The organism is Paraburkholderia sp. UCT31 (assembly GCF_014397655.1).
Taxonomy (GTDB): domain Bacteria; phylum Pseudomonadota; class Gammaproteobacteria; order Burkholderiales; family Burkholderiaceae; genus Paraburkholderia; species Paraburkholderia tuberum.
In genome coordinates, this window is the sequence record NZ_VZQP01000003.1 from 167,708 (window position 1) to 189,237 (window position 21,530).

Annotated in this window: 24 protein-coding genes; 20 read left to right on the forward strand and 4 right to left on the reverse strand. The window is 63.4% G+C overall.

The annotated features are described in order from the left end of the window. Positions 1-246 precede the first annotated feature (246 nt). A complete protein-coding gene (locus tag F6X40_RS03095) occupies positions 247-1,656 on the forward strand; it encodes a 3-deoxy-D-arabino-heptulosonate 7-phosphate synthase (RefSeq protein WP_187626781.1) in 1,410 nt (469 codons plus the stop codon). A gap of 118 nt (positions 1,657-1,774) precedes the next feature. Beyond that, complete coding sequence (locus F6X40_RS03100) at positions 1,775-2,020, forward strand: hypothetical protein (RefSeq protein ID WP_090804167.1); 246 nt, start codon at positions 1,775-1,777, stop codon at positions 2,018-2,020. A gap of 164 nt (positions 2,021-2,184) precedes the next feature. On the opposite strand, the gene F6X40_RS03105 is transcribed toward F6X40_RS03100, so the two are convergent. After that, entirely contained in the window at positions 2,185-2,586 is a 402-nt protein-coding gene (locus F6X40_RS03105) for a DUF6566 family protein (RefSeq protein ID WP_184071284.1), read from the reverse strand. A 224-nt stretch (positions 2,587-2,810) separates the two neighbouring features. Between F6X40_RS03105 and F6X40_RS03110 the strand changes: the two genes are divergently transcribed. From F6X40_RS03110 to F6X40_RS03120, 3 genes are all read left to right on the forward strand, one after another. After that, on the forward strand, positions 2,811-3,185 hold the full coding sequence (locus tag F6X40_RS03110; protein ID WP_184071286.1) for a phage holin family protein: 375 nt from the start codon (positions 2,811-2,813) through the stop codon (positions 3,183-3,185). Further along, positions 3,182-3,484 carry a hypothetical protein gene (locus F6X40_RS03115; RefSeq protein ID WP_262421345.1) on the forward strand — a complete coding sequence of 101 codons (303 nt, stop codon included), beginning with the start codon at positions 3,182-3,184 and terminating at the stop codon, positions 3,482-3,484. The genes F6X40_RS03110 and F6X40_RS03115 overlap by 4 nt, the downstream gene beginning before the upstream one ends. 208 nt (positions 3,485-3,692) lie before the next feature. After that, positions 3,693-3,881 (forward strand): hypothetical protein, encoded by a 189-nt coding sequence (locus F6X40_RS03120; RefSeq protein ID WP_090805701.1) that lies wholly within the window; start codon positions 3,693-3,695, stop codon positions 3,879-3,881. Between the two features lie 229 nt (positions 3,882-4,110). On the opposite strand, the gene F6X40_RS03125 is transcribed toward F6X40_RS03120, so the two are convergent. Both F6X40_RS03125 and F6X40_RS03130 read right to left on the reverse strand, forming a co-directional pair. Then, positions 4,111-4,413, reverse strand: coding sequence for a DUF4148 domain-containing protein (locus tag F6X40_RS03125; RefSeq protein ID WP_090804172.1), 303 nt, complete (start codon positions 4,411-4,413; stop codon positions 4,111-4,113). A 293-nt stretch (positions 4,414-4,706) separates the two neighbouring features. Continuing rightward, the gene (locus F6X40_RS03130; protein WP_187626782.1) at positions 4,707-5,471 is read right to left on the reverse strand and encodes an SDR family oxidoreductase; all 765 of its coding nucleotides are present in this window, start codon (positions 5,469-5,471) and stop codon (positions 4,707-4,709) included. Between the two features lie 138 nt (positions 5,472-5,609). Here F6X40_RS03130 and F6X40_RS03135 point away from each other — a divergent pair, with 138 nt between their 5' ends. The 7 genes from F6X40_RS03135 to F6X40_RS03165 all read left to right on the forward strand — a co-directional run bounded on the left by F6X40_RS03135 (position 5,610) and on the right by F6X40_RS03165 (position 11,349). Next, positions 5,610-6,518, forward strand: coding sequence for a LysR family transcriptional regulator (locus F6X40_RS03135; protein ID WP_187626783.1), 909 nt, complete (start codon positions 5,610-5,612; stop codon positions 6,516-6,518). Positions 6,519-6,790: 272 nt separating this feature from the next. Continuing rightward, positions 6,791-7,828, forward strand: a complete 1,038-nt coding sequence (pstS, locus tag F6X40_RS03140; RefSeq protein ID WP_316251783.1) for a phosphate ABC transporter substrate-binding protein PstS — start codon at positions 6,791-6,793, stop codon at positions 7,826-7,828. Positions 7,829-8,018: 190 nt separating this feature from the next. After that, positions 8,019-8,447: a YciI family protein gene (locus tag F6X40_RS03145; RefSeq protein ID WP_187626840.1), complete on the forward strand. Its 429-nt coding sequence runs from the start codon at positions 8,019-8,021 to the stop codon at positions 8,445-8,447. A gap of 337 nt (positions 8,448-8,784) precedes the next feature. Beyond that, complete coding sequence (locus F6X40_RS03150; RefSeq protein ID WP_184071289.1) at positions 8,785-9,180, forward strand: tautomerase family protein; 396 nt, start codon at positions 8,785-8,787, stop codon at positions 9,178-9,180. A gap of 129 nt (positions 9,181-9,309) precedes the next feature. Further along, positions 9,310-10,242 carry a hypothetical protein gene (locus tag F6X40_RS03155; RefSeq protein ID WP_187626784.1) on the forward strand — a complete coding sequence of 311 codons (933 nt, stop codon included), beginning with the start codon at positions 9,310-9,312 and terminating at the stop codon, positions 10,240-10,242. Positions 10,243-10,425: 183 nt separating this feature from the next. Then, the gene (locus F6X40_RS03160; protein WP_184071293.1) at positions 10,426-10,854 is read left to right on the forward strand and encodes a YybH family protein; all 429 of its coding nucleotides are present in this window, start codon (positions 10,426-10,428) and stop codon (positions 10,852-10,854) included. A 93-nt stretch (positions 10,855-10,947) separates the two neighbouring features. Beyond that, complete coding sequence (locus F6X40_RS03165) at positions 10,948-11,349, forward strand: GFA family protein (protein ID WP_187626785.1); 402 nt, start codon at positions 10,948-10,950, stop codon at positions 11,347-11,349. A gap of 9 nt (positions 11,350-11,358) precedes the next feature. On the opposite strand, the gene F6X40_RS03170 is transcribed toward F6X40_RS03165, so the two are convergent. Further along, positions 11,359-12,336, reverse strand: coding sequence for an alpha/beta hydrolase family protein (locus tag F6X40_RS03170; protein WP_262421347.1), 978 nt, complete (start codon positions 12,334-12,336; stop codon positions 11,359-11,361). On the opposite strand from F6X40_RS03170, the gene F6X40_RS03175 reads away from it, so the two are divergent. The 8 genes from F6X40_RS03175 (at position 12,329) to F6X40_RS03210 (ending at position 21,517) form a co-directional block, all read left to right on the forward strand. Then, the gene (locus tag F6X40_RS03175; protein WP_184071345.1) at positions 12,329-12,496 is read left to right on the forward strand and encodes a hypothetical protein; all 168 of its coding nucleotides are present in this window, start codon (positions 12,329-12,331) and stop codon (positions 12,494-12,496) included. The genes F6X40_RS03170 and F6X40_RS03175 overlap by 8 nt on opposite strands. A 129-nt stretch (positions 12,497-12,625) precedes the next feature. Beyond that, positions 12,626-13,747 (forward strand): AI-2E family transporter, encoded by a 1,122-nt coding sequence (locus F6X40_RS03180; RefSeq protein ID WP_187626787.1) that lies wholly within the window; start codon positions 12,626-12,628, stop codon positions 13,745-13,747. 29 nt (positions 13,748-13,776) lie between these two features. Next, entirely contained in the window at positions 13,777-15,318 is a 1,542-nt protein-coding gene (locus F6X40_RS03185) for a TolC family protein (protein ID WP_187626841.1), read from the forward strand. Next, positions 15,315-16,451, forward strand: a complete 1,137-nt coding sequence (locus F6X40_RS03190) for an HlyD family secretion protein (RefSeq protein ID WP_184071301.1) — start codon at positions 15,315-15,317, stop codon at positions 16,449-16,451. The genes F6X40_RS03185 and F6X40_RS03190 overlap by 4 nt, the downstream gene beginning before the upstream one ends. Positions 16,452-16,458: 7 nt before the next feature. Beyond that, entirely contained in the window at positions 16,459-17,472 is a 1,014-nt protein-coding gene (locus tag F6X40_RS03195; RefSeq protein ID WP_187626788.1) for a DUF2955 domain-containing protein, read from the forward strand. Between the two features lie 52 nt (positions 17,473-17,524). Continuing rightward, positions 17,525-17,905, forward strand: a complete 381-nt coding sequence (locus tag F6X40_RS03200; protein ID WP_184029705.1) for a potassium channel family protein — start codon at positions 17,525-17,527, stop codon at positions 17,903-17,905. Positions 17,906-18,262: 357 nt separating this feature from the next. Further along, positions 18,263-19,999, forward strand: coding sequence for a SulP family inorganic anion transporter (locus F6X40_RS03205; RefSeq protein ID WP_184071307.1), 1,737 nt, complete (start codon positions 18,263-18,265; stop codon positions 19,997-19,999). 63 nt (positions 20,000-20,062) lie between these two features. After that, a complete protein-coding gene (locus F6X40_RS03210) occupies positions 20,063-21,517 on the forward strand; it encodes a DUF2252 domain-containing protein (RefSeq protein ID WP_187626789.1) in 1,455 nt (484 codons plus the stop codon). Positions 21,518-21,530: the final 13 nt, after the last annotated feature.

Here is a 21,530-nt window from a genome sequence, read left to right on the forward strand (position 1 = left end):
CGGTTTTCTCCGTGTTAATCCGGAGAGCAATTTTCGTGCTGAATTCGTCATGCATGTTTAATGTCGGAAAAATGTAATTGCCGGTTCGATTCATGTTTGTATTTTGTAATGTTTATCGGGATTTCCCAGCGTCCATTTTTTATGAAGTTTATGGCAATGGCGTTTTGACGGGGCGGCCCGTGCCGGTCCGCGCGCCGCATCGAACCTTCATGTACAGTTATTTCGCCAACTGATCGACATATCGCTATGTCCTTGACGCCACCGCCTTCGTTGCTCGACGAGATGCTCGACGCTGTCGCGCGTCGCTATCGCCTGCCGGCGCTTGCGGCCGTCTGCGCGCCGACGCAGCAAGCGAGACCCGCCACCGTGCTCGCGCTCGCGATCGAGCAGGCTCGCGAGGCGAGCGCGCGTGGCGAAGCGCCGGATGCGGCGAACCAGCGCTTCTTCGTCGAGGCGCTCGCGCGCATGATTCGGGAGGCGATGCGCGAGGAAGCCGGCGACCCGGTGTTTCAGGCGATGCTGCTACGGCATCGCAGCACGGTGGTGCGCGAGTACGCGTCGCTGGCCGCGCACGCGAGCGTCGATCGCCGGCTGATCTACGCGGCCGTCAATGCGATCGCACATCCGGCCAAACAGCAGCGGTTGCTACCCGGCCTGCAACGCGACGCGCTGGCGCGTCTGCACGCGCTGGCGTTCGCCGAAGCGTGGCCCGAGCTGGCCGAAGCCGTGCAAGCTTGCATCGATACGCCGCAAATCGCGCACGACGCGGCGCTGCAACGCGGCCTCGCGCAATTGCTGGAGAGTGCCGCTTTGCAGCGCTTGCGCCGTCTTTACGCGCTCGCGTCCGACGAGCGCGTGCGTCAGTACCAGACGCTGTGGGATCGCCAGGGGCCGCGCCCGGGAAGCTCGACTGCCGTGGCACGAGGCTTGAGTTCGAAGCAGCGCGGCGCCGCGGTCGAGGCATCGGCCGCCGACGCGCTCGACGCGCTCGCGCGGCGCCTCAATGATGCGCAGGGTGCGCTCGCCTCGTACCGTGTCGTGAACTCGATGCGCGTGCCGGCCGCGATACCCGCGAGCCACGAGCGCGCGAAAACCGAATGGGACGTGGTGCTGCTGCGCCAGGCACAGCCCCCGGCCGACGCGGCGGCGTGGGACGTATGCCTGCTCGTCGAAGCGAAGGCATCGGTCGATGCGGCCACCTCCGATCTGCCGCGGCTCGTGCGTGGACTGACGCTGCTTGCGCATGCGGACCCGCACACCGTCTACCCGTTTCGGACGCAGCAGGGGACGGTGGGTTTGAGCGGCGCGTCGCTCGCCGCGCTGACGAGCGACGGGGCCGCTCTTCGCAGGACCGTGCTCTATTGCTGCGACGCCCCCGTCGAAGCGGCGCCGCGCGTGCTGGGCCCTGCGAGCCGGATGCAGCTGCTGTCGGCGCACGCCAGCCTCGATTTCGCGGCCGCACTGGCGGATGGCCGCGATGCCGATTGCGCGGTGCTGGAACCGGTGTGGCATCAGTTGCTCGAATCGCCGAGATGGCGGACGGCGCTCGACCAGTACGCGACGCTGCGCGAGGTCCGCGAATTGATGGTTCATCCGGACGACTTGCGGGCCGCCGTCGGCATCGCCGACGCAAGACGGTTGAGCGCGGCGCGCTAGGCCTGCCAGGTCTGCCTGGGGCCAACGCAAGCGCTGTGCCGCAGTCGCGGCGCGATTGCATTGGAGGTGGCGCGCGCGTTGCTCGTAGCGATAGATCTTCCAGCAAAAAGGAGTGGTGATGGAAACGCCGTCGAAGCGACTGTCGGACACACAGGTGCAGGTTGCCAGCAAGATCTACGGATTTCGTTCGCCACAGGAGGCGGACCGTTTCGTGCAATGTCTGCGCGACGGCGACGCGAGCCGCTGTGTTGCGGACGTTCCGCCCGAGACAGCAACCGATGCCTATCCCCCCGGAACCCGCACAGGGTCGGGCGCGGGCATGACGATCGGGCCGCTGCCGGGCGGGCTCGATAGCGACGAGTAACGCGTTTGCGCCGGCTCGCCGGGGCGGGCACGGTTCTGACGCCTCGGCGATCAGAAAGACAATCTCGACCCGGGCAATCCGTCGAACCTGCAATCACGACATTTGCGACATGCGCGTATTGCGACATGCGCGTATTGCGACATGCGCGTATTGCGACGCCCGCGTCAGCGCACCGGCCCCAGCGACGCCGACAGAGGTGCGGAGCCGCCGCCCAGCGTCCGGTCGATCAGATAGCGGCCCTGTTCGACGCCGGCGCGCAACGCTTCCGCCTCGGTGAGCCATTCCGGCGTCACGGGCTCCACGTTGGCCAGATTGGCGGGTATCTCCAGCGGCCGGCCCTCGCGGGAAATCGACACGTCGGCGATCCAGGCGCCTCGCGAGTTCCGATGCGCGGTCACCGTGATCAGCGCGCCGCGGTGCGCGTCATACATCGCGTGGTGGGAGCCGGGCTCGGCGCGCGCGGCCGGCATCGCGCGTCCGTCCGCGCTAGCCATATCGGAGCCGGTCTCGCCGATGCTTGCGCCGGCGCTGCGGTCAGTGTGATCGGTTGGGGGGAGCGGGGTCATGCTGTCCTCGGCGAGCGAATGATCTGCCTGATTCGAGCAAGCGCTGTGCCGACACGGCGAACGCGTGCAGGCATCCGTCCAGGACCGGGCACGCGGCGTGCGATCGCTCAGCGCGGGCCCGGCTCTCGCGCTGCGTTCAGCGCTGGCGTCGCTTCGCTCTGTCGGCCGAGAGGCGAAGTCTTTGCTGATGGCGGCCGCCGCAAATGAATCGTAAGGAGGACGGAATGTCGATCCATGCGAAGGTCACGAGGTGGCGCAACGTCGGGCGATTCTGCGTCGAACGTGTAACCGACTATAGCGAACTGTTCGCGCTTGAAGTCGAGGAGACGCGAAAGCGTCTGGTGCGCGAGTTGAGCGCACTCATGGCGTTGGCAGTCGCGGGCCTGTTCACGCTGTCCTTCATTTGCATCGCGATCATCGCCACCGCGTGGCAGACGCCTTACTTCCTTGCGGTGGTCTGGGGCGTGGCCGGCGCGTGGCTGCTCGTGTGCATCGTGTCCTTGCTCTTCCTGCGGGCGCAGAAACCGGCGCAATCGCTTCACGTGCTCAAGGCCGAGATTCATTCCGATCTCGACGCTCTCAGGGAGTCGCTCAAATGAGTCAGCCACATCACACAAATGAGCTTGCCCGGGTCACCATTCTGGAACGCATGGAGGCATCGCGAGCCGCATTGGTCGCGGCGAACCAGACTGCCGCGTTGCCGGCGGGGCGGGCAGCCTCGCGCTCCTCCGCCGGCAATGTGCTCGCGTCGCTCGCCGAGGCGCCGCATGTTGCGCTGCTTCTCGCGCTGGTGATCGGCGGCATCGTGCTGGGGCCGCGCCGCACGCTGTCGATCGCGGGCCGTTCCGGTCTTGCGGCGTGGATCGCCCGCAATGTGCGGCGGTCGATCGCGAAGTGACGCCCTGAGCGAAAGCAGCGATCGGACCAGGCAAAGCAGAATCGCCTGGTTCTTGAACGCACGACGGTCGCTATCGTCACGTGTTGCCGCGGTGCGCGGCAACGGGACTTTTCCTCGCTTCCTTTTCCAGCCCATCGTCTCAGCGAACCGTGTGCAACCCTACCAGCCTGCTAGACTGGAAGTTCCCCTGCAAGCCATGGAGGGAGAAATGACGACCGTCTACGTCGTAAAGACCGGCGAAAAGTTCCTCTGCACCGCAGAGGACGGCGATATCGGCATGGCGCCGGAGATCAAGGAAGCCACGTCCTTTCGCTCGTATGAGGAAGCGAATAAAGTCGCGAACGAGCACGCCGACCCCGGATACGAAATCCTGACCATCGACGTTAAGAAACGCTGACGAGGTGTTAGCTGTTCGCGCCAGACGCTCAGCGAATGAACGCTGGCAATTCAACAGGCGCCATGCAATATGGCGCTCGATCGGGTGCGTCCGAAATCGTCGTCATGACGGCTTCGGGCATTCAGGCGGCGGCCGAAATCACTCTGCAAGCGCGCATAGCACGACACTCCACGCCGTCCCCGGCGGGGAGGGCATGCTCTGCAGCGGCGAACTGGTCAGACGGGCAGGCTTACGATCCGCCAAAGAACACCGGCTTCATCCCACTCGTGCTGGCCGGATGACCCATCTGCTGCGTACCGCTGGTCGCGGGGCCGTAGCCGCTGCTCTGGCCTGCGGCAGTGGCGTTGGTCGTCGGCATGTTGGTAGGAAAGTCGACGGTATTCGCATTGGCCGGATTGAAGCCGGCTTGCTCGAGCTGAGCGATTTCTGCCTGCACTTGCGCGTGCGTCAGCGCCCCGTCCGACTGCGCCAGCGATGCAACTGACACAGCCATGACCGCGACCGCGCAAGCTGTGTGGACTAACGTCTTCATGATGGCCCACCTCCTTGTTGGTTACTCCAACTGACTCGCGTTTCGCTTTTCGCGGTTCAGCTGATCAAAGATTAGGTGAGGAACCGTACAGTGGTCGTTTATTTTTCATGGTAGGGGGTTCGTCCATCAGCCGACGCCGGTCGACGCTCGCGCCCGAACGCTCCGATGTCGGCCGCGCATCCGAGATGCGTACCTCCGGACACGAGCCGACATCATCGAAGCGTGGGTCAAGCAGCCGTTCGCGGGTCGTCGTCGAACATCCGCATTCCCGCGGGCGCCGTCGTCAAGAAAGCTCAGGTGCGCGTAATCGAAGCCCCACCGTCCACCAACGAAGCGGTACCCGTCACGAAGGACGAATCGTCGGAAGCAAGGTAGAGCGCCGAGCGGGCAATCTCTTCCGGCTTTGCGACCCGCTTGAGCGCGTGCAGCCCGGTCACGAACGTCTGCGATTCGGCCGTATCGTTCATACCGCGATACATCTGCGTGTCCACCGCGCCCGGGAGGATCGCGTTGACGCGCACGCCTTGCGGGCCGTATTCAGCCGCGAGCGCTTGCGTCAGTCCGATCAGCCCGGCTTTGCTCGCGGCATAGGCGGCGGTCCCCGGGAAGGCGAACGAGTAGCCGACGAACGTCGACGTGAAGATGATCGACCCACCGCCTTGCTTGATCATTTCAGGAATCTGATGCTTGGCGCCGACAAACGCGCTCGTCAGGTTGGTGGCCAACGTCGCTGACCAGCCCGCTTCCGATACGCCTGTGGACGGTCCCATTTCACCGAGCGTCCCCGCGTTGTTGTAGGCGATGTCGAGGCGGCCGAAGCGGCTGACGGCGAGTTCGACCAGCGCTTTCGCGAATTCTTCGGATTGCACGTCCCCTGCCAGCGAGACAGCCGTGCCGCCGTCGCGAGCGATCTCGCTCACCAGCGCGTCGAGTTCAGCTTCGCGGCGTGCGGCCACGACAACTTTCGCGCCTTCCGCGGCGAACAGCCTGGCGGCGGCGCGACCAATGCCCGCGCTGGCGCCAGTGACGATAGCGACTTTTCCTGTCAAGCGTTGCATGTTGAATCTCCGGTTTGATCATCGGCCGATGCCCAATGCGTCGGCTCGTTGAGACGTACTATAAGATTCCGTTCTTGAGACAAAAAGACCAAAAATATGGCGATATCATTCAGCTTTTATGAATGACAGGAGTGCCATATGGACCGGCTGCGCGCGTTTGAGATCTTCGTCACCGTAGTCGACCGGGGCAGCTTTGCGCGCGCGGCCGACGCGCTCGAAACCTCGCCCGCGAACGTGACCCGCTACGTGAATGAACTGGAGGCGCATCTCGGTGCGCGGCTTCTGAATCGCACCTCACGCAGATTGTCTGTTACCGAGGCCGGTGAAACGCTTCATTCGCGATGCAAGGCAATCCTCGAAGACGTTGCGGAAACGGAAGGGCTCGTGTCGACAACGTCGATCGAACCGCGTGGACGGCTGCGTATCAATGCACCGGTCAGCTTCGGCATCCTGCATCTCGCACCGCTGTGGCCACGGTTCATGCAGCAATATCCCGACGTCGAACTCGACATCACGCTGATAGATCGCGTCGTCGATATCGTCGAGGAGGGCTTCGATCTCGCCATCCGCATCTCGCGCGCCGGCACGGTCGATCACGCGGCGCGCAAACTGGCGACGTCGACAAACATCCTGTGTGCATCTCCCGACTATCTGAAGCGTTGGGGACATCCTGAAACGCCGACGGACCTGCTCGGACATCGATGTATCGGCTACACGTATGCCGCCACGGCGGACGAGTGGCAACTGATGGACAAAGACGGCAAAACGCATGCTGTCGAGGTCGACTGCCACATGCACACCAATAACGGCGACACCGCGCGCGCGGCGGCGCTCGCGGGGCATGGCGTGATCTGGCAGCCGACGTTTCTGATCGGCGAGGACCTGCGCGTAGGCCGGCTCGTCCAGGTATTGCCTGAATACCGTTTGCCGGATATCGATGTGCTCGCGCTGTATCCGAGCCGTCGCCACGTGAGCGCAAAAGTTCGTGCGGCAATCGATTTCCTGGTCAACGCGTTCTCGGGCGTGCCACCGTGGGACGAGACGTGAAGGGGATGTCTGATGTGCGTCGGCTATCCGGAAACCGGATGCCTGCAATTAGGGAAGAGGCCGCCGGGCACGGCGCGCTCGATAGCACGATTCAACTGGAATTCGGTCTGTCACCGTTCTTTAATGTGTCGTATGGTGCGTCATGCAGGAGACCTGACACACCCGATGAAAACTGCACATTGAATCACCGGCACGGTCGCCCTCCAACGAGTTCACGCAGTGGCAGGTCTGGATCAGCGATGTCCCGGAACAAGAACCGACGGGAGACATTCGTGAGAACATTCGACGCCATCATGGCTGGTCTGATCTGCTGTTCATGCGCAGCCGCGGCCTACGCCGCCGACATCAAGGGAGCCGGCAGCACGTTCGCCGCTCCCCTCTACACCCGATGGGCCGCCGACTACCAGAAGTCGGGTGGCAGCAGGGTGATCTATCAGGGCACGGGTTCGTCCGATGGGCTCAAGCAGGTCATCGCCCGGGAAGTCGACTTTGCGGGCTCGGACGCGCCACTGACCGACGATCAACTGACCCGCAACGGCTTGCGGCAATTTCCAATCGTAATCGGCGGCGTGGTACCCGTCGTGAACCTTCCGGGGCTCAAAGCCGGCGAGGTGATGTTGACGGGGCCGGTCGTCGCCGACATCTTTCTCGGCAAGATTCAGTTCTGGGACGACCCGGCAATCGTGCGGTTGAACCCAAAGATCAAGATGCCTAACTACCCGATTGCCGTGGTGCGTCGCCAGGATGGCTCGGGCACGACGCTGATCTGGACTCACTACCTCGCGCAGGTCAGTCCGGAATGGAAGCGCAGGGTAGGCGAAGGCACTAGCGTGCGATGGCCGCTCGGCATCGGCGGCAAAGGCAACGAGGGCATTGCCACGTACGTCGGCTATCTGCCCGGCGCAATCGGCTATGTCGCATGGGATTTCACGAAACAGAACCGCTTGAAGTACGTTGCCATGACCAATGCGGCGGGTAATGTCGTTCAGCCCAGCGCCGCGACCTTCAGGGCAGCCGCGGCGAGCGCCGACTGGTCGGGTTCTCTCTCGCAAGCGCTGACCAACCAGCCGGGCAAGGATGCCTGGCCGATCATGGGCGCGACTTATGTGTTGCTCCCCGCGGCGCCGATCAAGCCGGGCCACGACGAAGCCACCTTGAAGTTTTTCGAATGGGCGTTGAGTCATGGCGGGCCGACGGTCAACGCGCTGGATTACATACCGCTTCCGGACCTGGTCGTGACGAAGATCCGCGCACAATGGCCCGCCGATACAGGCGAAAAGTCGGTGCACAACGCATTCGCAGTGCCGTGACCACCTCGTGGCGGATCGGTGAGTTCTGTCAATGCTCACGGCAGCCAGACGCCGTTACGCTCATCGAGAAACGTTCTGAAAAATCGCGCAATCGTGTCTGGCGCGTGTCGATTTCTCCTATGATCATTCGTCGTAGTCACTGGAGGCGCCGTTGCCTCCAGACACTTTCGTCTTCAAAGGGAAAACCCAAATGCGCGTTATGGTCATGATCAAGGCAACCCCCGAATCGGAAGCCGGGCAAATGCCGGGTACGGAACTCCTCACGGCGATGGGGCAGTACAACGAGCAATTGGTCAAGGCCGGCATCATGCAGGGCGGAGACGGGTTGAAGCCGAGTTCGGCCGGCGCTCGCGTGAGGTTCTCAGGGAAGGACCGCACCGTCATTGACGGCCCGTTTGCGGAAACCAAGGAATTGATCGCCGGGTACTGGCTCTGGCAGGTTCAATCGATGGACGAAGCGATCGAATGGGTAAAGCGCTGCCCGAATCCGATGATCAGTGATTCAGAAATCGAGATTCGCCCGTTCTTTGAGCCTGCGGACTTTGGCGAAGCTTTTACGCCCGAGCTTCAAGACGAGGAAAATCGTCTGCGCAAGCAAATTGACGGGCAGATGCGTTGACGATTTTCACCGCATCGGTCTGCGGGTATGCGCAGGCCATCCCACTCCGACTGTCTGAGACTTGACGCGGGCTTCCGATGCATTGTCCGGAAGCCCGATGCCACGGGTCGATGATTGCCGTCGTCAGTGGCTGTCGCCCGGCCAGGCGTTCGAAGCCGGTCGGTGCGAAGGTATCTGCTCGATCTTTTCGGCGCTCAGGTCGCTCGGGAAGCAATCGCCCACATCCGGTTCGGCTTGAAGATCCCGCCGTTGGCATTGGGCGGGTTCACGACCGTACGCAACTGCTTTTCGGCATATAGTTGGCGCGTGCGAAACGCTTTCCCCGGAGATCGACGCAATGCCTTATCTACAGCTTGATGTAAACGATCACTACTCTGTCGAGAGTAAAAGACTGCTCGCGGCGAAAATGAGTGAGACCTATGCTCGGATGATGTCGGTGGACGTCAGGCGAATCAGCGTAGCCATACGCGAACTCGGTCCCGGTAGCGTCTGGCGCATTGCGCAGGAGAGCGGAGAACCGGTGCCCGTCGCGTTGATGATGCTCGATATCAGAAGGGGGCGGCCGCCCGAGTCGCGCATGGAGGTGGCCAAAGCGCTTTGCGCGCTGTGCATCGAAATTCTTGGCTTGCGCGAGGACCGACTCAACGTTGAGTTCACTCAGCACTCCGGCGATGAGATGTATCACCCGGCGCTTGGAGGTTACAGCCCGGAATGGGAGCCGGGCGAGCGATGAGGGTCCGGCTTCCGCGGCCTGTATTTGCGCATGGCCGTGTGACGTCGCCGATATGCGGGAACCACGAGGGCGCCAGGATCGGATCCGCCTGCGTTGCGCCACGACCTGAGCCAAAGTAGGAGGAGGGCCATGAGCGGGCTTGCCACATACCTGGCGGGTAATCGGCGGACGCGACCGTGGTGGATTGTCCTGATCACGACGGTGTTCTGTTTCTTATGCCAGAGCGTCGTCGCGCAAGCGGACGACGGCGCGGCTCGCCTGCACGCGAAATATCAAAGTCTGACGCAGCAACTCGCGCACAACCAGTTTCAGCGACCGCTGTACCTCGAATCGCAGGAGTTGCCGTCGGCGCTCAAGGGCGATATTTACGGGCTGCTCAACTATCCTTTCGCGGTGGTCAGCGGCGCGCTCAACGACCCGACTCAGGGCCCGGCCAACTGGTGCGACGTGCTGATCCTGCATCTGAACACCAAATACTGCCACGCGTCGACCAGCGACAGCGGTACGATCCTCACCGTGAACATCGGCAAGAAAACCAGGGAATCGCTTTCGTCGTCGTACCGCGTGCAATTCAACTTTCGTGCGGCAGCGAGCACCCCTGATTATTTTCGCGTCGAGCTCACTGCCGCCAGGGGTCCGCTGAGCACGAAAGATTACCGTATCGTGCTGGAAGCGATACCGGTGGGCGATAACCGCACCTTTATTCACCTGACCTACGCGTACGGATATGGCACGGCGGGACGGATTGCCATGAAAACCTACCTGGCGACGATCGGCAGCGACAAGGTCGGCTTTTCCGCTACGCCCGATTCGTCGACGAGCGAGCCGCAATACATCGGCGGCGTGCGCGGCCTGGTCGAACGCAATACGATGCGCTACTACCTCGCCATCGATGCCTATCTTGGCGCGCTTTCCAGCCCGCCCAACGCCCGCCTCGACAAACGCCTCGCTGACTGGTTCGATGCGACCGAGCAGTATCCGCGGCAATTGCACGAGGTCAGCCGCGCCGACTATATGCAAATGAAGCACGACGAGTATCAACGTCAGCAGATCGCCCAGTGATCCGCGCAGCGGGCGGGGATCTGATCAATGCAACGCAATATCGTGTTGAAGGTTTTTTCGGGGGGATGTCGATCCGATGGTGCGTCGATCGTCGTTACCTGGTAAGACAATTGGCCAAAAACCTTGGATCTGCCGTTTTGCGCCAAGTCTGGCCGCCATCGTCAGCCGACCTGGGAGCACACTGTGAACCGACTCGACAATCCGATCCTGCAAGTCCTGGAGGGCTACAAAGCCGCGGTATTGGCAAAAGACGTGGACGCGTTCGTTGCGCTATACGACCGCGATGCGCTGGTCTTCGACATGTGGGGGACATGGTCGTACAACGGCATCGCAGCGTGGCGCGCCATGGTGGAGGGCTGGTTCGGTTCGCTGGGTACGGAACGTGTGATAGTCGATTTCAGCGCGGCGCAAACGATCGTCGCCGCGGACCTCGCCGTCGTTCACGCCTTCGCGACATATAAAGCCGTCGACGCCGACGGATCGGAACTGCGCTCCATGGACAATCGCCTGACCATGACGCTGAGGCAGCAGGCCGACGGATGGAAAATTGTCCACCAGCACACCTCCTCTCCGATCGAGGTCGGCACGGCGCAGGTAATTTTCAGGCGCTAGCGGTCTGGCGGTTCGACATCGCGCGTCGGCTCGCGAATAATCACGGCTGCGTGACTTTCCAATTTGCGACCTACCTTCTGTTTAAAAGCAGCCATGAAACCATTGCTTGCCGGCCGATGCCTTTGCGGTGCCGTCCATTACTCGGTGAAGGACGAATTCGCCTATGCGTTGAACTGCCACTGTTCAAGCTGCCGGCGCGCGACCGGCTCGGCGTTCAAACCCTTCGCGGGAATCGAGCGCGACAAGCTGCGCATCACTCGGGGCGAAGACAGCCTGTTGATTTTCGGCGATGAACGAGCGTCGCATGATGTGCGCTGCAAAATATGCGGAAGCCTGATGTTCTCGGTGGTTCGTCAGGGGCAATACGTTCACGTCACGCTGGGAACACTCACGGACTCGCCCGCCATGTCTCCCACTGCCCACATTTTCGTGGGTTCAAAGGCACCGTGGTATTCGATCACTGACCAATTGCCGCAACACGACGAATTCGGGTGAGTCTCTTTCCTATCGCAACATCGACTCGAAAGATCGCACCACAGCGGCGTTGAATCGCTGATGGAGCGCCGTCCGATCGAAGCCCGGCCCGCTGTCGCAGATCTCCGGGCGCAGCCGCGCAAGACGCGCATCGCAAGGTGGCAGAAAGTCGTAATGGCCGGCGTTGGCCACCACGCGATAGTCGGGAGCGCGGGGCAGGTCGTCCCGCACCGGCTCGTCGTACCAGGGATGCGGCTGATGACGATCGTCGGCGGCGCTCCACAGCTGGACCGGGACGCGCACGCCGCTCAAGCCCGCGCGGCCGAACGCGAAGCCGAACGAAGGCGCCGCGATGACGACGGCCTTGATGCGCGCATCGTGGACCCATACGCCGGTGGGAACATTCGCGCCGAAACGAACGTCGACGCCCGCATGCCGCAACGCTTCGCAGAGGTCATGATCCGGGTGAACTTCGCAAAACGGAGCGATTTTCGAAAGATCCGGGATGCCGCCCGCGGCCACGAGCACGGTGAAGCCACCGTTGGAAAAGCCGAATGCGCCGACGCGGTTCGCGTCGAGCCGCTCGCGCCCACGCCAGTCGTCGAGCATGTAGTCCACCAGCCGATGAAGCTGCGCGGGCCGGCGCCAGAGTTGCAGCACGCGGCTCTGGTCATCGAAAGTGTCGCCGGCGTGACTGACCGCCGCCGCGACGAAGCCCGCGCGAGCCAGCGCGAGAGCCGTGTCGTAATGGGCGCCGTACCATCCGCCGCCGCCGTGCGACAGCACGATCAGCGGCAGGTGATGGCCCGCGATCGGCGCGTCGGCCGCGACGGTCTGGGTGACGTCGCCCAGGGCGTGCGGCGTGGCCGGCGCATCGGTGGGATACCAGATTCCGGCAGTGAGCGGCGGCTCGGCGCCATTCGGTATGTCGACCTTCTGAAAGCCGACCCCGGCGGCGAGGGCAGGCGCGCCAGGCGTCATGGCCAGAAGAAGGGCGACGATGGCCATCAATCTCACGGTTTTCTCCATGATCGTCGGCGGCGGGCTGAGCTCCGGACGGCTCGAGGTCTATGAGACCAAAGTCCAATTGAATATATCAGGCGCGGGTTCAATAGTAGTGAAACGCCGCGTTCTGTCGACGACAAAGCCGGCGCGATTCTCTTCTTAAAATGCCGGAATTGCAGGCAGGCCTTGGTATTGGCGTCAAGAACGTTCCAGTGGGTTTGAGTTTTCGCGATTGCAGGCCTATCACGGTGTCGCCGCCGAACCGCGACGCGACCTGGCGGGAGAACAACTTATGCTGCTCACACCGATTCCCCAACGGACTCCGTCCCGAGAGATGCTCGACGTCCTGATCCGCGCCGGACTCGTCGCGGTCCTGGCCGTATTCTGTTTTCGGATCTTCGCGCCGTTTCTTAACCTGATGGCCTGGTCGGTGATTCTTGCGATCACGCTCTATCCGCTGCAGGTCCTGCTTCGCTCCATGCTCGGCGGCAAGGATGGCCTGATCGCCACGCTGATCGTCCTTATCGCGTTTATTGTGATTCTGGTGCCAACGTATGCGCTGGGTCTCGCGGTAGCCGATTCGGTCGAGAAATCGATCGCCATTGCCAGGAGCGGTACCTTCCGGATACCGCCTCCCGCGGAGTCGGTGGCGAGTTGGCCGCTGGTCGGCCAGCGTGTGTACGACTTCTGGCAACAGGCATCGACGGACCTGACCGGTCTTGCGCATAAATTCGCCCCGCAGCTGAAGGAGGCCGGGCTCGCTGTGCTTGCAACGGTGACGGGTCTCGGTGCCGGCCTGGTGATATTTTTCGTCGCGCTGATCGTCGCAGGAATCCTGATGGCCCACGGTGAGAAGGGCTATCACAGCACGGTGCAGATCGCCTCGCGCATCTCGGGCCCCGAGAACGGCGCTCAGATCGCCGACTTGTGCACGGCGACGATTCGCGCGGTGGCCCAGGGGGTAGTGGGCATCGCGTTTATCCAGATGCTGCTGATCGGCATCGGCTTCGTCGTGAAGGGGATACCCGGCGCGGGGTTGCTCGCGCTGGCCGTGCTGCTGCTCGGCATCATGCAATTGCCGGCCACGCTGATCACCATTCCGGTGATCGCCTTCGTGATCGTCACGGACGGCGTGAACACCGCAAACATCATCTTCTCGGTTTACGTGTTCGTCGCGGGCCTCGCCGACAACGTGCTCAAGCCACTGATGCTGGGTCGTGGCGTCGCGGTGCCGATGCCCGTCGTGCTGATCGGAGCGCTCGGCGGCATGGTGACGGGAGGCGTCATCGGGCTATTCGTTGGGCCCGTGATGCTGGCCGTCGGTTATCAGCTGTTCTGGCGCTGGGTCCGAGACCAGCCTCAACCCAGGCAACCCACGCAACCCACGCAGACCCACGAACAGAAGCAGACCTGAAGCTCGAGGATGGCTCCGTGTCACCGTTGATGCGTCCGTACGGGATCGCAGTGCTTTTCGGGGCGGCGGTTGGCCTGAGCGGATGCATGCGGGTGGGCCCGGACTTCAAGCCGCAGCATGAAGCGTGGAGCGAGCACTGGAGTAGCGAATCGATCACGCGGGTCACGCAACAGGGTGTACAGCCCGATGTGCGCCAGTGGTGGCTGATCTTCGACGATAGGAATCTCGAACGTCTGATCGCCGAAGCCGACGCGCACAACGGCGACCTGAAGATCGCCGGACTGCGCGTGCTCGAGGCGCGCGCACAGCTCGGCATCGCGCTCGCGGGACGCTATCCGCAGGTGCAGCAGGCGAGCGCCGATGTACTGGCTTCGGCGCGCAAGCGCTCGGATGGTTCCAATCCGCGCTCGGGCGCCTTCGTGCAGTACGGCGCGGGCTTCAGCATCGGCTGGGAACTCGATTTCTGGGGGCGTTTCAGCCGCGCGATCGAATCGGCCGACGCCGGGTTCTTCGCCGCGCAAGCCAACCGCGACGATGCGCTGGTTCTGTTGCACGCGCAGGTCGCGGATACGTATTTCACACTGCGGGTCGCGCAGGCGCGGCTACGCATCGCTCGCGAGAACGCCCAGTTGCAAAAACGCAGCTACGACATCGCTCAAAAGCTCTTCAAGGCTGGCGAATCCGACGAACTCGACTTCCAGCAGGCGAAGACGCAGTACCTCGGGACGCTGAGCAGCATCCCCGATCTCGAAAGCCAGATCGTGCTTGCGCGTCATGCGCTGTCGGTGCTGATCGGGCGAGCGCCGGGTCCGCTGCCGGAACTCGACGTGCAGTCGGGCAAGGATGGCGTGGTGCCGCTGGTGGATCATGCGGTGCTGCAGGACGTGCCGGCCGATCTGCTGTTGCGCCGCCCTGACGTTCGCGCGGCCGAGTATCAGATGGCTTCGCAGTCGGCGCTCATCGGCGTGGCACAAGCGGATCTGTACCCGTCGGTATCGTTGCTCGGCACGCTGACGTGGACCGCCAGTTCGCTCGCGGGCGCACCGAGCACACTGCTCTTTGCCGCGGGCCCGAGCGTGACGTGGAACGTGTTCGATTACGGCAGGATCACGAACAACGTGCGCGTCCAGGACGCACGGCTGCAAGAGTTGACGGTCGCTTATCAGAACACGGTGCGCGAGGCGGCGCGCGAGGCCGACGACGCCGCGACGGCGCTGCTCGCCGCCTTGCAGCGCGACACCATTCTGAACGACGCGCAGGGCGCGGCGCGGCGCTCGCTGACGCTCGCCAATACGATCTATCGGGAAGGGTATTCGGACTTCCAGCGGGTCCTCGATGCGCAGCGCGCGCTGTTCGCGCAGCAGGACGCGTACGTGGTCAATCGCAGCAATGCGCTCGGCAGTGTGATCGCGCTTTACAAGGCGCTCGGAGGCGGCTGGGAAACCGAACAGCCGCTCGTCGACGCGGCGACGCGCGCGCAGATGCGGCAACGCACCGATTGGGGCGACCTGCTCGACCAAACGGCGCCGTCTTCCTGTACGCCGGGGCAAGCCGAAGGGGCGTCACGATGAGCGATACCCAGGATACCCGCGAGCCTCGAACCGCCGCCCCGCCGAAGTCGTCGACGCCTGCCGCCGACCCTTCGGGCAGGGCGGTCAAATGGGTCGTCTGTCTGATCGTGCTGAGCCTGATCTGGTATCTGCTCGCCGACCGTTTCACGCCGTATACGCAGCAGGCGCGGATTCAGGCCTATGTCGTGCCCGTCGCCGCCGAGGTGTCGGGACGCGTGACGCGGGTGTTCGTCCACAACAACCAGGATGTCAACGCGGGGGACGTGCTGTTCGAAGTCGATAGCGAGCCCTACCGCATTGCCGCTGACCGCGCGCGCGCCGATCTGGAGTCCACGCGCCGGCAGGTCGGTGCCAGCACGGCCGGTATCGAGTCGGCACTCGCGGCGTTGCGGGCCGCCATCGCGAACGAGGTCAAGGCGCGCCAGGACAGCGACCGTCTCGAGCGGCTCTATCGTGAAGACGAGGGCACCGTCTCCCTGCGACGCCTCGAGGTCGCGCGGGCCACGCATCAACAGGCGCTGAGCCAGGTCGACGGGGCCCGTGCCGAAGTCGAGCGGGCGCGGGAGCAGCAGGGCGGAAGCGAGGCGGAGAATGCGCAGTTGCGCAGCGCCGCTGGCGCGCTGGAGAAGGCCGAACTCGATCTCGCCAACACGCGGATCAGAGCCCGCTCGAGCGGCGTCGTGACGGATCTGCGCACGGAAGTCGGTCAGTTCGCCGCGGCGGGCAATCCGGTCATGACGCTGATCGCGATCCGCGACGTGTGGGTCAGCGCCGACATGACGGAGAACAATCTGGGCCATCTCAAACCCGGCACGCGCGTCGAGATCGCATTGGACGTGCTGCCCGGCGAAGTGTTCGGCGGGCGGGTTCGCAGCGTCGGCTATGGCGTGAGCGTGGGGCAGAGCACGCCGGCGGGCAGCCTGCCCACCGTGCAGAATAGCCGCGACTGGCTGCGTCCCGCGCAGCGTTTCCCGGTAATCGTCGAATTCGACGACAGCGAGCGCGCGCGTCTGCGCGATCTGCGGGTGGGCGGGCAGGCCGAAGTGATGGCGTTTCCGACTCAGGGCAATCCGCTCAATCCGCTGGGACACGCGTTCATCCGGCTGATGAGCTGGCTCTCCTACGTCTATTGAGAAGCCCATGCAGCCCGCGACCCAGCGCCTCGGTTATCGCGCGATACGTGTGGCCATCGGAACGGCGATCGCGCTTGCCGTCAGCTTTGGACTCGATTTCCCGATACCCGTCGTCGCGCCGGTATTCACGGTTTTTCTGCTGGCCACGCAGAATCGCCCGCTATCGTTGAAGGCCGGCGTGATTCTTTCGCTGGTCGTGGCGTCGACCACCGGCAGCGGCCTGCTCCTCGTTCCGTTGCTTCGTCACTATGCGTTGGCCGGCATCATGATCGTCGGCCTCATGCTGTTCTTCGCGTTTCGTTACGGGCTGCGTGGCGGCAACAATCTCGTCGCGACTTTTCTGGTCGCGGGACTGACGATGATTTCCGCCGCGGGCACGGCCGACTTCGAACTGGCCCTGACGGTCGTCGGCGCGCTGGCGAAGGGACTTCTGCTTGCCGTGCTGGCGTCGACGCTGGCGCACAGATTGTTTCCTGAAAGCATGGGCGCGCGAGAACAGTCCGCCGCGGCAGCGATGGCGGAAGACGAGGCGGCCTATATCGCGCTGCGTGCCGCGCTCGTCGTCATGCCGGCCTATCTGCTCGCGATGACCGACCCGGCGAACTACATGCCGATCATCATGAAGTCCGTCAGCCTCGGCAGACAAACCTGCACGACCTCGGCCCGCGGCGCCGCACGCGATCTGATCGGCTCGACGCTGCTCGGCGGTCTGCTCGCCATCGCGTTCTGGTTTGCGCTGAGGCTGTTCGTGCATTTGTGGATGTTCTTTCTGTGGATGCTGTTGTTCGGCCTGCTGGTGGGACGCAAGCTGTACGGCCTGCAACCCACGCGTTGTTCGCCGGGCTTCTGGCTGAACAGTCTCGTGACGATGATCATTCTGCTCGGGCAATCGGTGCAGGACAGCGTGGCGGGCAAGGATGTCTACACCGCGTTTGCCGTGCGAATGGGGCTCTTTCTGGCCGTAACGGCCTATGCGTATTTGATGCTTCTGCTTTTCGAGCAGCACCGCCGTGCGGAGTGAGGCGGGGCGGCATGCTGCAAAGCCGACCCGATGATCGCAACAGGAGCGTGCAATGGGAAATGCGACAGGCGATGGCGCGGTCCGTCCTCGGGCCGGCGAGATCCTGAAGGAAATGGCGATAACCCTGTGGTTTCTGAGAGCGATTCTGATCGGCCTGCTTCTACTGTTCGTCTTGCTGACGTTTGGCATGTACTACTGGGGCGCGCCCGTCGAGACAGCGAACCGGACACCGTCGCCGCTGGGTGAAACCGTGTACTTCTGCGCGATCACGGCGCTCACCATCGGGTACGGCGATGTCGTGCCCACTTCGGCGTTCGGCCGGATCGACGCCGCATGCCTCGGGCTGATCGGCGTGGTATTCACCGGCTTGATCGTGGCCGCGGCTGTACGAGGTGTGCAGGAGGCCGCGCATCGGGCGGAAAGGACGGGATAGCAGGATGAAGCCGTCGTGGCCGTCAGCGATGCCGTGCGGCGCGCGCGTGCCGGCTTCAACGGCCTTTTCGATGGGGCTCCCGACTATTGACTACCGGCGCGAAAAGGGGGAGCGTGTCTGTCTGGGTTTGGATTCGCTGTTGTCTCGATCAGTTCGACTATCCGAGGTAACCATGTGGATCTTCCGTTTGGAGGCGCCTCGCCGTGGGGGCGTCCGTATTCGGGAATGGCGCCGCCGCGTGCGCCATACGATCAGGCTTCTCGTCCTGCTGCCGGGCAGCGCCGCCACTGGGCTGGTCATCCTTGGCCGGTCCAATACCTCCATTGGCAAGCTCACGACCCGAGCGGAGGTGGACAGATGAAACCAGCGGCTTCCACGCGCTCCCGTCTGCAACATTCGCCCTTTCTGCAGGGGCTTTTGCCCTTCAATTCCGCTCAACTGCCGCACGACATCATCGCCGGGCTCACGCTGGCGGCACTCGGCATTCCCGAAGTGATGGGATACACGAAGATATCCGGCACGCCCACCGTCACGGGTCTTTATACGATCCTGTTGCCGCTGGTGGCGTTTGCGCTTCTGGGTGCTTCGCGTCAACTGGTAGTCGCGGCGGACTCCGCGACGGCCGCCATTCTTGCCGGTACGCTGACGACCGTGGCTGCGTTGGGCAGCAAGGAATACATCGGCCTTACGAGCACGGTGGCCCTGACGGTCGCTGTGATGCTGGTGATCGCGCGTATCTTTCGGCTCGGTTTTCTGGCCGACTTTCTTTCCCGTAGCGCACTGATCGGCTTCCTGACGGGGGTAGGCGTGCAGGTCGCGGCGGGGGAACTCGCCGGGCTGATCGGGCTCGCGAAGCAGGGGCACGGCCCCGTCATGCAATTGGTGAGCGTGGTTCAACGTGTCGCCGAGGCGAACTATCCGACCACGCTCCTTTCACTTGCCGTACTCGCGGTGATCATCGGGTGCAAGCGTCTCGCGCCGCGCGCGCCGGGTGCGCTGATCGCCGTGATCGGCTCCATCGTGGCGAGCGGGGCGTTCAATTTCGCCGGACATGGCATCGCGGTGACGGGCGAAGTGCCCGGCGGACTGCCGTCGCTGTTCATGCCGCCGTTGCACATGAGCGGGGTCAACCAGGTGCTGGCGACGGCGGCCTCGTGCTTCATCGTCATCATCGCGCAGAGCGCGGCGACGGCGCGTGCCTACGCCACCCGCAACAACGAGAAGGGCGACGACAATGCCGATATCATCGGACTCGCGGCGGCGAACGCAGCCGCAGCGTTTACCGGCACCTTCGTCGTGAACGGCAGTCCGACCAAGACCGAGATCATCGACGACGCGGGAGGGCGCACCCAGGTCGCCCACCTCACCACGGCCGTGATCGTGCTGCTGGTGCTGCTGTTCCTCACCAGGCCGCTCAGCCTGATGCCGGCCGCCGTGCTGTCGGCTATCGTCTTCATGATCGGTGTGAAGCTGATCGACGTGAAGGGGATGGTCGAACTGTTTCGCATGCAGAAGGACGAATTCGTCGTTGCGTTGCTCGCGGCGGGTGTGGTCGTGTTCGTCGATGTGATGCACGGTATTCTCGCCGCCGTCGTGCTGTCACTGATCGCGCATGCGCGGCATAGCTATCGCCTGCGCACGCGCGTGTTGACGCGTGGCCCCACCGGCCACTGGATCCCCCATCACGTCGAGCCGAATCTGCTCGCGGCACCCGGCATCGTCATCTACCGGTTCGAGGCGGATCTGTTCTATGCGAACACGGGGCGCTTCACGGAAGAAGTGCTGAAACTCGTCAACGAGGCGAGCGTTCCGTTGCGCTGGGTCGTGATCGACGCAACCGAGATCAACAATATCGACTACACGGCAGGCAAGACGTTGCTCCAGCTGGGTGCGGAACTCGACCAGCGCGGCTTGGGTATCGCCGTGGTCGCGGTTCCGTCTGGCGTGCGGCACGAACTCGAGCGGTATAAGGCCCTGCGGGTGAGTGGCGCGCATCGCGAGATCTTCGCGACGGTCGATGCGGCGATCGACGCACTACGCGATCTGTCGCCACCCGCATCCGCGGCTGCACCGGACGCCGACAAACCGAGATGAAGCAAAGTGAAGTGAAGTGAGATGACGAGGCCCCTTGATCCCGATTCGAAAAAGGAGTGACGCGTGTCCGATTCCGCTGCTGCAAAGTCCATGGAACCCGCCACGGATCAGGCTGATCCGAGGACGCTGGCGGCCCAGGAAGATCCGTCCACGCTGTTCGCGGGGCGTGGCTCGCTGGCCGCGCGCGTCGAGCAGGGCAAGGCGGCGCGCAAAAAGGCGCCGCGCGCGGAGCTGGGGACCTGCAAGATCGACGATCGCGATCCTGTTGCTCTGCTCGATGCGTCCAACGTGGGCCGGGTGCCGGAGCTGATACCGATCCGCTACGGGCGGATGGTCGCGAGTCCGTTCGCGTTCTATCGGGGTGCCGCGCCGCTGATGGCACACGACCTGTCGAAGCTGCCGCATTCCAACGTGACCGTGCAGCTGGGCGGCGACGCGCATCTGGCCAATTTTGGGCTGTTCGCGAGTCCGGAACGGCGCATTCTTTTCGGACCCAACGACTTCGACGAAACCCTGCCGGGCCCGTTTGACTGGGACGTGCGCAGGCTCGCTGCCTCGTTCATGATAGCCGCGCGCGAACGCGGCTTTGCGATTCGCGACCAGCGCGCCGTGGTGCGCCGGCTCTGCGAGACCTTTCGGCAACGGCTCGCCGGATTGAGCGGCATGGACACGCTCGACGTCTGGTATTGCCAGTTCAAGGCGGCGAGCATGCTGGCGATTGCCGATTCAGTGGAGGAGAGAAGGAAAGAACTGGCGGTTATCGAAAAGGCGAGGCAGCAGTCGTCACGTTCCGTGATGACTCGCGCAACCGAGCTTGTTAACGGCGAGCTGCGCATCAAGGACGCACCGCCGCTCGTGTACCACGTCCCGCTCGAGAACCCGCACGACCAGAAACAGTACCAGGCGTTGGTACGGCGCTTCTTCGCCGACTACCGGTTAACGCTTCCCGATGACAGGCGCGCACTGTTCGATCGCTATGAACTGGTGGATGTCGCCATTCGCGTCGTGGGCATCGGGTCGGTGGGAACGCGTTGCTACGAGGCGCTCTTCATGGCCGACGGAGAGTGCCCGCTGTTCCTGCAACTCAAGGAGGCACGGGCTTCCGCGCTGGAGGGGTATCTGGCGCCGAGCCGCTATGCCAATCACGGCCAGCGTGTGGTGAACGGGCAGCGTCTGCTGCAGTCGGCCAGCGACATTTTTCTCGGCTGGTCGAAGATGCATCACACCGGCAACGACTTCTATGTGCGGCAATTGCGCGACATGAAGGGTGCGTTCGACTTCACCACGTTCGACGTCGAAGATCTCGGCGAATACGCGGTGTCCTGCGCTCACGCGCTGGCCCATTCGATGGCGAAAGCTGGCGACCCTGCGTTGCTCAGCGGATATGTCGGCAAGTCGGAGGTATTCGACGAAGCCGTCGTGCAATTCGCGCTCGCTTACGCGGAACAGAATGAGGCGGACTGGACGGTATTGAAAGCGGCAGTCAAGGCTGGACGTATTCAGGTCATTCGTGAATGAGGTTCAAGTCCCA